Here is an 11692-nt window from a genome sequence, read left to right as displayed (position 1 = left end):
GTAGTTATTTACATGAAATTACTGTATTACTAATATAACATTAAATCTTACTTTAAGATCCACATGATCTGATTAACATCATCATTTCCACCGTATTGATTCTGAATTGCGGCAGACACATTGGCTGCATTATAATCCAGTTCATTACCAGGATACAACCAGCGTAACGGGAAATTAGTAGTCGGCGTATTTAAGTTGGTATTGCTATTTAATGTGAACACGGGGAAACCAGTCCTTCTGTTCTCCATCCAGGCATTAAACTTACCACCCTGTAAGAAATTAGCCAGATACTTTTGTGTAATAATCTGTTCAATCTGTTGCGCTGGTGTACCTGCTAAAGCCACACCGGCAGCAGCTGGAAAAGCATTAATGTAAGCGGCATCCATTTTCATATTGTGGTGATAATCGGCCAAATCAGGCGTACTGGCAGCTACAAAATTCATGGAGCTACTAATTCCGGCAGCATAATACGTTTGTGCAGCAGCACCTGTAACCCATCCTCTCACATTGGCTTCTGCCAAAATAAATTGCAGATCCCAGTAACTGAACAAACTAACCGCTTCCGCATTGACCAACTGCACATAACGGTTATTCAGATCCGCATAATCTTTTCCTACCCTGCGTGTCTGAAGACTGGAGAAAGCATCGGAAGGATCCACACCCGGATAAGCATTATAATCTGAGGCTAACAATCCGGCGATAATTTTAACCGGAGAAGGTTTCGCATAATAGAATAAGCGTTGATCTTTTAATGCTTTCATCGGAGCTAATAAAGTATTCGAAAGCATGGTGTAATTAGACTTCACGAATGAATTCCCGGAACCAGCCGGAACATCAGACCATGGGTAATTTTGTCCGGCAACATTGTTATAAGCCAGCGCAAAGTTGTCTTTATAATCGCGCATTAAAGGGCGGTTGGCAACGATATCTTTAAAGCGTTCCACTACTTTTAAATCTGCATCAGCGGTTTTTTTATACAAATTGATCAGTACATGAAGTTCAAAACTATTGGTTAACCTTCTCCAGCTGTCTGTCTTACCGGCATAAATCGGATCGCCATCAAAATTCGCACCTTCAGAAAACAACTGATTGGCCTGATCCAGCTCATTTAAAATACCTAAAAACACCGTCTTTTGCGTATCATACTTTGGCTGTAACACCTTTTCACTTTCGCCTTTAATGGCGTCTGTATAGGGCATATCACCTACCTGCATACTGGCATGAAAAAACTGCCATGCCCTGATAAAATGTCCCAGCGCCTGATAAGATTTCTTCAAACCTTCGGTTGTCGCATATTTTTCCATTGGCGGAATATTACGCAATACCGTCAGACGGCCAAAATCTGCTCTGCCTAGTTTATTATACTGGAGGTTTTCCTGACCTTCACCCCAGGTGATGTATTTACCCAATAGAAAAGGCTGAATAAACGCTTTCTGTGCAGAAATTTCAGTTCTGGTAATGTTCAGAATCATACCTGTAGCCAGGATAGAAGAACTTACTTCTGCTGTTCTGTCCGGATTCGAATTGATATCTTCAAACTTCTGACAACCAGCACTCATCATTGCCAACACCGGCAAAATTGCTATATATTTTAAAACTATAGTTTTCATATGAATTTTATTTAATGGTTAGAAGCCTACTTTAAAATTGAAACCCAACATACGTTGTGATGGTGAATTCAGATTCTCGGTATCCACATCAGGATCTGAGTATTTAAAGTTGGTCCACATCCACAAGTTTTGACCTGTAACAGAGAACGAGGCGCTCTTTAGCCCTAATTTGCTGATCAATTTTGGTGCGAAACTATAGCCCAGTGACAGTTCACGAAGTTTCACAAAAGACTCATTTTGAATCCCCATATCACCACCTCTGAATTTCTGTGCATGATCCTGGTAGCCTACCTGGACATCATTAGGGGCATACTGACGGGTATCGCTGATCACCTGGCCGTACTTATCAAAAACTACCGCTCCTGAGATCACTTTAACTCCTTGACCCACATAATTATTCTTGCCGTTTACCACCTGATCATAGCGGTACTGATTATCAGAATCAGGGTTTGTACCTGTATCCCACATCTTATCATACATATAATTGTACATCAGACCGCCAATACGACCATCAATATTTACATTCATGTTCCAGTTTTTATACCTGAAACTATTGATAAAGCCGAAGCTAAAATCAGGTTCACCATAGCCATATTTCTTACTGTAATCACTTCTTACCGGAGAACCGTTATTGTAGATGATATTGCCCTGAGGATCTGTCAGCCAATAAGCCGCTTTATAAGTATCCAGTCTTTCTCCTTTTTTAGTCCATAGGTCGTCCGGAGAATATAAAGGATCCAAATCAACATAATAGCGGTGTTGTTGTGCCCAGTTCATCGTTGCATACCATTCGAAATCTCTGCCTTTAATCACCGATCCATCTACCGTAATCTCAACACCACGACGTTCAAAAGTTTCTTTCGTATTGACAATTGCCATGCTGAAACCACTTGAATTAGGTAAAAAAGCAGTATTACTTCCTCCTGCCAAATCTGTTTGACGGTTATAATAATACTTGTTAAAATAGGCAACATCGAAATGCAGGCGTTTTTTAAACAGGTAACCTACAGCACCAACTTCCCAGGTACGCTGCGAACTCGGCAACAAGCCTTCACCCAACAGATAATTAGGATAACTACCGGAGTTTAACGTATTCCATACCGCAGTACCTGTGCTATACACATTATTAATAGCATAAGGGTCGAATGCATTTTTAAAGATCGTCCATGACCCGCGCAGTTTAAACATATCTACTACTGCCGGGAATTTCATCAATTCAGAAAGGACTACACTGGAACCGATAGAAGGATAAAAATAGTCTCTCGACGATTTCGGTTGTGCCGAATTCCAGTCATTTCTACCGGTCACATCTAAGAATATCGCATCATTCCAACCAATGGAAGCACGTCCGTAAAGACTATTGATTTGTCTGGCTTTATGGTATGGCGCAACTGTTGGTGGTTCAATAGAACCTGCCAATGAAAAGAAGGTTGGAGAGATCAAGCCATTTTTGGTAGTCGATCTCAACCCCTGATCTGCATAATAATAAATGGTTCCACCTGCCAATCCATCAAATGACCATTTGTTCAGTTTCTTTTTATAGGTTAAAATCAGGTCATCATTGGTACTATATCCGGAGGTATTATTAATCCCATACATCCCTCTTGCATTCCATCCACCTCTGGTAGAGTAGATGTTCGCCGTAGGATTACGCATGGTTTCTGTGTTGTTATAGTTGTCATAACCCAAACGCAACATCAGGTTAAAATCTTCATTAAACTTATAATTTGCAGTTACGTTTGCATTAACCGTATTCTCCGTTTTCCCATTTAACTTTTCATTTGCAATCAGATAAGGATTGTCATACCAGTTGGTATACATCCAGTTTTGCGTTTTATTTGGAACCACCCAATAATCTTTATAATCGCGGATATCGTACTCCGTACCAGTCCACATCACCAATTGGTAAAGGTATCCCTGTAAGTCATAACCACCACCCCATATTTGCGGAGCGTTACGCCTACTCAGACCAAAATGACTTTCAATTTTAAATTTATCATTGACCCTGATCTCCCCTCCGGAAGTTAGGTTAAACATGTTCAGCTTCTGATTTGGAAACTGTCCTTTATTATAAATGTGGTTTAAGCCAATCCTGAAACTTCCATTTTCACCGGTCTGGGCAATGGAAATGTTATTATTGGTGATGATACCCGTATTCATAAAATTCTTCAGGTTGTCCTTTCCTACAGAAACCAATGGACGATTATCCTCGAACTGTTTGGTCACCGGATTCCAGTCTCTGGCAGTGTTACCTACATCTAACTTTGGACCCCAAACGTAATCATTGTCGATCACCCCATTTTGTCCGCGGCCATAAGAACTCTGTACTTCCGGAACGGCCAGATACCCCAGCTGAAACATGGTATTGCTATTGATGTCAACGGCAAAACCTTTACCCGCAGCACCCTTTTTGGTCGTAATCAATAAAACCCCACCGTCGGCACGTGAGCCATATAAAGCGGAAGCAGTAGAACCTTTTAACAAATCCATGCTTTCAATATCATCAGCAGGAACGTCACGAAGCGTCATGTTCCCATAAGGGACCCCATCGATGACCAATAAAACACCTTCGCCTCTAAGTTGCAGTGTTGGCCTGGCATTAAATTCTGTGGAGTTTTTAACCACCAAACCTGCAACCTGTCCTGTTAAGGAAGTTCCAAGGTCAACACCTTTCACGGTCTGCACTTTATCACCTGCAATCTTTTGAACCGCATAACCCAATGATTTCTCAGCACGTTTTACACCTAAAGCGGTCACGACAACCTCAGAAAGGTCTTGTTTTTGCGCTTCCAGTACCACTGTCATTACCGAAGTACCGGAGGTCACTGTGATTTCCCTTGTGGCATAGCCGAGGTACCTGACCACCAATACATCTCCTGCTTTCGCATTGATCAGGAAATCACCGGAGGTACTCGAAGAAGCACCTTCTTTGGTCCCTTTCACAATAATTGAAGCACCAGGTAAAGGATTTCCTTCTGTATCCACTACTTTTCCTTTGATCTGCAGCATTGCAACCGCAGCTCCGGGAGTTAAAGGAGCAATCCTAACCAATTCCATGGCTTTCTTTTTAATCACCACCGTTTTATTGAGGATCATATAAGAATATGGACGGTTCCTGAAGATCTGTGTTAATGCATCGTCCAGGCTTACATCTGCCAGTTCAACACTAATCAGGCCTTCCTGTTTGATCAGTCTATTATTGTAAAAGAAAGTATAACCACTTTGTTTTTTAATGCTTTCAAAAATTGCGTTGAATGTGGTGTTTCTTTTTGAAAGCGTAATTTTTTGGGAGAACCCATCTGCAGATACCTGAAGGCAGCTGAAGAAGATTAAAATTACGGTCAGTTTCATGGCCAATAAAGTCTGGTTTGAGCAAAGCCGCCTCATAAAAGGGACTTTACTACATGAGTTTAATTTCATATTTTTGAATGTTTTGGTTTATTCATTAATTATCCAATAAGTTTTTTTTGAGGTCAACCGGAACGATGTTCCTATCTGATATGATCGGATGGGGGCAACAGGGCCCTGTTCGAGCAGGGTCCTGTTAATTCCTTCATAAAAGCGTTGTTTTTAAGTATTTATATTTTCATAAGCGAAAGAAGTTTGGTTTAACAGTTCGGTTATATGGTTTTATTTTTTGACGATGAGTTTGTGGCCGTCAATCTTAAATTGTGTTCCTTCAAAAGCCAACATTTTGAGGACTTCAGATAGCTTGATTCCTCTGGGAATGTCACCCATAAACTCATCATCGTTGCGGTCAACTTCATAAACTACTTCCACATCATACCAGCGCGATAATTGTCGCATCACCGCATGAAGGTTATCTTTTTCAAAATGGAAGAACCCATTCTTCCAGGCCATTACCTGTGCTATATTTGCGGGGCTCAGCTGAACATTCCGCGATCCCTTTCTATTCACATGGGCCTGCTGCCCGGGTTTCAGTAAAATCGAATTTGCGGCAAAAACTTTCAGGCTTCCCTCAAGGAGTGTCGTTTTCACCTCATCTTCATCATCATAAGCATTGACATTAAAATGCGTACCCAGCACTTTGAGCTGCTGACCGCTTGTGGATACGATAAAAGGAAGTTTCTTGTTTTTTGCGACTTCGAAATAGGCCTCTCCTTCTAGCTCCACTTTCCGCTCCTTCAGATGAGCAAATGTGGTGGGAAATTTTATGGAGGATGCCGCGTTGAGCCATACCTTTGTGCCATCCGGAAGATTCACCTGGTATACCCCACCTCTTGGCGTGCTAATCGTATTAAAAACAGGCAGTTTGGTATCGGTTGCAATCACCGAATAGACCAGTTCCCCGTTTTTACTTTTTGAAATCCTCACCCCACTTTGTTTGGCCAGTTCGCCATTATTGGCATCCGTCAGCGATATTTTTGAACCATCGGCTAAGGTCAGGGTAGCCTTATTTCCACCAGGATCCGCGTCATGAAGATTTGCAGTAAGCTCCACAGGAGTTGCGGATGAATACTTTTGATAATAGAAGTATCCGGCAAAAGAGAGCATGATTAAAACTGCCGCTGCTGCGACCGCTTTAGGCCATAAAAACCTTACTTTTTGGGTACGGTTAAAATCCAGTTCATCTTCGGCTGTAATGTCGATATCCGCATTCCAGGCTTCAAACAATTGATCGTCCAGTTTGCCGGTTCTTACCAGTTCGGCAAAAAGTTCAAGCTCCTGATCGGTCAACTGATTTTTCAGATAACGCTGTACAAGGGCTTCATAAAAATTATTCTCTTCCATAGGATGTCCGTTCAAATATTAAGACAATATTCGAGGGGTACCAGGGTAGCTGAAAATGATTTATTTTTTTAATTATTTCAGGAAAACAGTCAGAAGTATGCTTAGGGATATCCCAAGGTCTTTTTTCACGGAAGCACTTAATATTTTCATGGAGCCGACCATGTGATTTTTCACTGCATTTCTGGAAATCCCAAGGGCACAGGCAACCTCATCATAACTTTTTCCTTCCTGGCGACAAAGTTTAAAAATCTCCCTGGTCCTTACCGGTAATTCCGACAAAGCTTTCTCCAGATACTGCAGATATTCCTTACTCAACAGCTCTTCTTCCGTATCATTTCTTTGTTCCACGAAGCTACTGAGCACTTCGGCCATGGCCACATCAGACCTCATTGCCTTTTTAAGGCTATTGAGTGTATGGTTTCTGGCCATGATAAACAGGTAAGCTTTAAATGACCTGACCTCATTAAGTTTCGATTTATACTGCCAGATCTTTATAAAAACCTCCTGACTGAGGTCTTCCGCCAAAGCTGAAGAATGCACAAACCGCTTAATATAAGCAGCAAGCGCATCGTTATAACGGTCATAAAGTTCCGAAAAAGCAGACTCCTCCCCGGCCATTAATTTAGCCTGAAGATCCTGGTCGGAAATGATATATTTTGCTCGCATTTGGAAATCCCGAAACTAATTTATCAAAATTAAACCAATGTAACCTCAATGTTTTTAAATTAACAATTTCATAAGTATAATGCCAAAATATTGTGCTTTTCAACTTCCCTATTCGTTGCTTTTTGTAAGATTCTTAAAAAAAAATGGAATGCCGCTGTAGCGTTTAGCCGCCCATTCCCGTTTCTATTCATGCACGCTAGATTAAGTTACCGGAGGAGGACCCATATCTTTCTCCGGTTTCTTTTACCAACCTTCCATTTTTTTCCTGCCAAACGGAATATTCAAATCCGCTTTCTCCGGCACCATACAATTCCCTATATTTACCAAAAAACCTTAATATATGTTAGCTCATCACGTTTTATTCTGGCTAAAAGCCGACACTACTGAAGATCAAAAAGCCGCTTTCAGAAACGGCCTTGAAGGATTAGAAGCAATCGAATCGGTTGAAGCTTTCCATATCGGTACTCCTGCTCCTATTGACCGTGCAGTAGTAGACACCACTTATTCTTTCTCTTTAATCTTATTCTTTTCAGATCTTGCCGGACACGATGTGTACCAGGTTCATGAATTACATAAAGCATTTTTGGATGAATTCCGTGGTCTTTTTGAGAAAGTAATCATTTATGATGCTCATTAATTTTTAATGAATAAACCTTATTGCTAACCGGAGAGAACCAACACAGCGATGCGTTGTTTTTCTCCGGATTACCAGTCTACCATCCCTAAATAATACAGCTATGAGTGCATTTCAAGATTTGATACAATCAGGTACGCCAATACTGGTAGACTTTCATGCAGATTGGTGTGGCCCTTGTAAAGCCATGAACCCTATCGTTCAGGAAGTTGCAAGAATTACCGAAGGCAATGCCCGTGTGATCAAGATTAATATCGATAAAAACCAGGCCGCAGCCATCAGATACAACGTAAAGTCAGTACCTACATTTATGGTCTTTAAAAACGGAGAAATCGTCTGGAGACATTCCGGAATGATTGATCAGATGACCTTACTAAAACAACTGTCTATCTAGCTAATTGTCCATTCAGATCATTAGCCAGACAGTTAGCTTCACAAATAACTACCTGACGGATCAGCTATTTAACATCAACAGAGATCATATTGCTATTTCTGCTACCCGCAAAGGGTGCTGTTCTTAAAGAAAAGATCAGTTTATACTTACCAGGCACTTCAGGTGTACGGATTTCGGCATCCAGTATAACTGATTGTTTCGCCGGAATCCTCAGCTTGTCCAGGTTAGCTTTCACTATCCTGAATTCTCCCAAATCCCCGGCTCTTTCATAACCATATTCCAATACACAGGCCCATTTCTGACCGGCATTTCCTAAGAAAATCTCCTGATCATAAGGATTACTGATCTTCAGTTTTAGGGTTAATGGCCTGCTTTTTTCAAGCACAGCAGGGATTTCTACCGGATTAACGGAAACCTTTTGATACATTCTTACCGAATCTACCCAGGTCCCATAATACAAGCCTTTTGCAGTTTCAATGGTATCTTGTTCGGATAAGCCCCTGCTATAAGGCAAGGCAAGGTAAACACGTTTATTTCTTAGGCTATCTTCCAATGGCCAGATGTCGTATTGATTTTTGCGGTAATTACGCGAATCATATCCAAAGCCTTTCGTGCTTCTGGTATAATAATTATACTTTGAAGGGACCTGAAAAGAATCCGTAAAAATTACCGGAGCATCCCCTGCCTTTTCATGAATCTGTTTTGCCCAGGTCTCATTGCCAAAATAATAAGCAACAACACCAATTTTCATCAGGGCAGGAACAGGAACCAACAGGATGATTCTCGTGATTAAAATCAAGACTATATTGACCATTGCCAGTCTCTCAAACCATTTAGGAACCGTTCTTTTTGACAAATAAAGATAAGCCAGAATAAACAGACAGATCATTCCCGGTAAGGTCCAGTGTGCCTCTACCCTACCTTTCAGCGTACTGAACAGGAAGAAGATAAACACCCCGTAAAAGTTAACTTTAATTGCTTTGATAAAAGCATCAGGTGTTTTCAATACCACCGCGGCGCGGTACATAAACCAACCGACTAAGGGGCCTGCGAGTGCCAGCTGAGCCAGCAGATACTCTGTCGTATATCTTGATTTATAAAATGCCGCAGAGCGATCAATGACATGATAGTAAAAAGAAGGGTAATTGTTCTCCACCTGCCACCAGATATGTGGAAGGAAAGCGAGTATCGCTACCCCAACAATCAGCCAGAAAGAAGGTCTTTTCAGCAGTTTTAGGTTGGAAAGAATCGTGAAGAACAACACTAAAATGCCATGGTACTTACTGTAGAGCAAACAGGCGATCACTAATGCCAGCAACAACGCCCATTTCAATTGATCTGAGGCTACATATTTTTGGTAGACATAGAAAAACAAGATGGTAAAAAAGAACAGTGGTGAATCAGGAGTCGTGATAAATCCATAAACATGGAACAGCACCACAGCACTGAATAGCAAGATAAAAAGCTTGATATTCTCCCCGTAAGGTTTCACAATTTTCCAGAGCAGGAAAACAGAAAGAGAACTGGTTAAAACCGTCAGGAAGCGCATCCCCAAAGTGGAAGGCAACAACATATCTCCTAATTTGATAAACAAAGCCACCATTGGTGGATGGTCAAAATAGCCCCAGTCTAAAAACCTGGAGTAAACCCAGTAATAAGCCTCATCCGCATGAACTTCCACAAAGCTGGCCTGAATGATGTTCAAGATCGTCCATATGCCTAAGAAAATAAACAATATTTGCTCAGGACTCTTTTTTGTTTGCAGCATCAGGGAATTGGTTTTAACTAGAGAAAGTATACAGGTAATTGGCGAAGAAGTTCCAGAGGGAAATCACCACAATGGCACAACCTTTGGCCACATAGAAGTTCCATTTCAATTTATCGTTGAGCAGATAAATCAAAATATTACTTAGAAATAAGCCGACCAGGGCAATCATAAAAAACTTACTAAATTGGGTTAAGCTCGCCGAAGCATGGTCTTCAAAAGTCCAGTTGCGGTTAAGGGTGTAATTGGAAGCCGTAGCGACCGCAAAGCCCAATGAACTGGATACGTACTTATGAATCCTGAGCTTTTCCTTACAAAGGTAAGTGATGCCAAAATCGATCGCCAGACCAGAAAAACCTACCACACCAAATCTGATAAACTTATACAATAAGGTCTGGTTAAATTCAATCAGGGCAAGGTTCATCATAGAAATAGAAATCGGTACGTGCCGCAAAAGTACATATTAATTTCATTTATGAAAGATTCTGGTTCTGGTCGGGAAGAGCGTTTATTTGCCGTACGGTTGACTTACGGTTAAGAAAGGGTCTGGATAGGTAAACCTACACCAAAGTACCGGCAACCGTTACTTAACCTGTACGGAACCCTTTTCCAATATGCCGTTCTTCCCGACCACAACCCGAGCACTTCCTCAAGGCCTGTCATGGTTAAAAATTTCCCTAAGGATGCAGGTCTTTATTTTCTTTATTCTGATCAATTAAATTGTAGATGCGCTGCACTGTTGCCGCCGATCTAAAGCCATCTTCCGGTGTGTTCAATACATAGTCCAGCAATTGATCTATAGTACTTGTGGCCACATGAATCCTGGAATCTGAAGCCGCGTAATATATAAACACATTGCCATCTTCATCAGCGATCCAGCCATTGCTAAACACCACATTAGATACATCGCCAATCCGCTCCGCTCCTTCCGGTGCAATAAAATAACCAGCAGGCTTATGGATCACCAGACTCAGGTCATGGAGGTCCGTCATAAACACATACAGCACATATCTTAGTCCGGCAGCCGTATTTCTAACGCCATGAGCGAGGTGCAACCAACCGTATTTCGTTTTTATAGGTGCTGGTCCCTGCCCGTTTTTAGCTTCATAAACCGTATGGTATTCCTTTTTATCGATCAGCAGCTCCTCCGGAATCTCGGCATTTTCTATGGATTCGGAAAGGCCAAAAGCAATTCCTCCGCCATTACCGGCTTCAATAAAAGAATCCTGTGGACGCGTATAGAACGCATATTTACCAGCTACAAACTCAGGATGGAGCACTACGTTTCGCTGCTGCTGAGCACTGGTTTTCAAATCTGCCAGACGCTCCCAGGTCAGTAAATCTTTAGTACGGATAATCCCACATTGCGCCAATGCGGCCGACTGGTCTCCTTCCGAAGCCGCAGGATCTCTTCTTTCCGTACAAAACAAGCCATATACCCAGCCATCTTCATGAACGGTTAGTCTAACATCATACACATTGGTATCCGGCAATTCTGTTTCGGGGATCACGACCGGATATTCCCAAAATTTAAACTGATCAATCCCATTGTCACTTTCCGCAATGGCGAAGAAAGATTTCCTGTCGCTCGCCTCAACTCTGGCCATCAGCAGGTATTTATTATTCCACTTAATCGCTCCGGCATTAAACACGGAGTTGATGCCAATACGTTCCATCAGAAAAGGGTTACTTTCTCTGTTCAAATTATAACGCCAGTACAGCGGCGTATGTGCAGCGGTTAAAACCGGGTGTTCATATCTGTTAAAAATACCGTTTCCTAAGTTCTCCGGTTTGTTTCTTCGCGTAAGTAAAGACTGATGGGCGCGGCTGAGCTCCTCCAGTCTTTTGTCGTAATCCATCATATAATTCTA

9 protein-coding genes are annotated in these 11692 nt (G+C 41.7%); 2 read left to right on the top strand and 7 right to left on the bottom strand.

The features are described 5' to 3' along the window. Window positions 1–47: 47 nt before the first annotated feature. The 4 genes from OQX61_RS12070 to OQX61_RS12055 all read right to left on the bottom strand — a co-directional run bounded on the left by OQX61_RS12070 (window position 48) and on the right by OQX61_RS12055 (window position 7028). Window positions 48–1610: a SusD/RagB family nutrient-binding outer membrane lipoprotein gene (locus OQX61_RS12070; protein WP_265841940.1), complete on the bottom strand. Its 1563-nt coding sequence runs from the start codon at window positions 1608–1610 to the stop codon at window positions 48–50. Between the two features lie 18 nt (window positions 1611–1628). Continuing rightward, window positions 1629–5030, bottom strand: coding sequence for a SusC/RagA family TonB-linked outer membrane protein (locus tag OQX61_RS12065; protein WP_265841938.1), 3402 nt, complete (start codon window positions 5028–5030; stop codon window positions 1629–1631). A 210-nt stretch (window positions 5031–5240) separates the two neighbouring features. Further along, entirely contained in the window at window positions 5241–6362 is a 1122-nt protein-coding gene (locus OQX61_RS12060) for a FecR family protein (protein ID WP_265841936.1), read from the bottom strand. A 72-nt stretch (window positions 6363–6434) separates the two neighbouring features. Then, window positions 6435–7028, bottom strand: a complete 594-nt coding sequence (locus OQX61_RS12055; protein ID WP_265841935.1) for an RNA polymerase sigma-70 factor — start codon at window positions 7026–7028, stop codon at window positions 6435–6437. A gap of 340 nt (window positions 7029–7368) precedes the next feature. On the opposite strand from OQX61_RS12055, the gene OQX61_RS12050 reads away from it, so the two are divergent. After that, a complete protein-coding gene (locus OQX61_RS12050; RefSeq protein WP_265841933.1) occupies window positions 7369–7665 on the top strand; it encodes a Dabb family protein in 297 nt (98 codons plus the stop codon). 100 nt (window positions 7666–7765) lie between these two features. Beyond that, a complete protein-coding gene (gene trxA, locus OQX61_RS12045; RefSeq protein WP_265841932.1) occupies window positions 7766–8056 on the top strand; it encodes a thioredoxin in 291 nt (96 codons plus the stop codon). Window positions 8057–8120: 64 nt separating this feature from the next. Here trxA and OQX61_RS12040 read toward each other — a convergent pair whose 3' ends face one another. The 3 genes from OQX61_RS12040 to OQX61_RS12030 form a co-directional block, all read right to left on the bottom strand. Next, window positions 8121–9824 carry a glycosyltransferase family 39 protein gene (locus tag OQX61_RS12040; RefSeq protein WP_265841931.1) on the bottom strand — a complete coding sequence of 568 codons (1704 nt, stop codon included), beginning with the start codon at window positions 9822–9824 and terminating at the stop codon, window positions 8121–8123. Between the two features lie 13 nt (window positions 9825–9837). Then, window positions 9838–10248: a GtrA family protein gene (locus tag OQX61_RS12035; RefSeq protein ID WP_265841930.1), complete on the bottom strand. Its 411-nt coding sequence runs from the start codon at window positions 10246–10248 to the stop codon at window positions 9838–9840. A 250-nt stretch (window positions 10249–10498) separates the two neighbouring features. Further along, window positions 10499–11683 (bottom strand): glycosidase, encoded by a 1185-nt coding sequence (locus OQX61_RS12030; RefSeq protein ID WP_265841929.1) that lies wholly within the window; start codon window positions 11681–11683, stop codon window positions 10499–10501. Between the last annotated feature and the right edge of the window lie 9 nt (window positions 11684–11692).

Origin of the sequence: Pedobacter sp. PLR (genome assembly GCF_026239675.1) — a bacterium.
Lineage (GTDB): Bacteria > Bacteroidota > Bacteroidia > Sphingobacteriales > Sphingobacteriaceae > Pedobacter.
The sequence above is the reverse complement of the archived record's forward strand: the minus strand, read 5'-3'. Positions and strand labels throughout refer to the sequence as shown.

Excerpts from the sequence above, each read along its gene's own strand:
- OQX61_RS12065 (WP_265841938.1), bottom strand. The coding sequence starts at position 5,030 with ATGAAATTAAACTCATGTAGTAAAGTCCCTTTTATGAGGCGGCTTTGC.
- OQX61_RS12055 (WP_265841935.1), bottom strand. The coding sequence starts at position 7,028 with ATGCGAGCAAAATATATCATTTCCGACCAGGATCTTCAGGCTAAATTA.
- OQX61_RS12050 (WP_265841933.1), top strand. The coding sequence starts at position 7,369 with ATGTTAGCTCATCACGTTTTATTCTGGCTAAAAGCCGACACTACTGAA.
- OQX61_RS12030 (WP_265841929.1), bottom strand. The coding sequence starts at position 11,683 with ATGATGGATTACGACAAAAGACTGGAGGAGCTCAGCCGCGCCCATCAG.
- trxA (WP_265841932.1), top strand. The coding sequence starts at position 7,766 with ATGAGTGCATTTCAAGATTTGATACAATCAGGTACGCCAATACTGGTA.
- OQX61_RS12070 (WP_265841940.1), bottom strand. The coding sequence starts at position 1,610 with ATGAAAACTATAGTTTTAAAATATATAGCAATTTTGCCGGTGTTGGCA.
- OQX61_RS12035 (WP_265841930.1), bottom strand. The coding sequence starts at position 10,248 with ATGATGAACCTTGCCCTGATTGAATTTAACCAGACCTTATTGTATAAG.
- OQX61_RS12040 (WP_265841931.1), bottom strand. The coding sequence starts at position 9,824 with ATGCTGCAAACAAAAAAGAGTCCTGAGCAAATATTGTTTATTTTCTTA.
- OQX61_RS12060 (WP_265841936.1), bottom strand. The coding sequence starts at position 6,362 with ATGGAAGAGAATAATTTTTATGAAGCCCTTGTACAGCGTTATCTGAAA.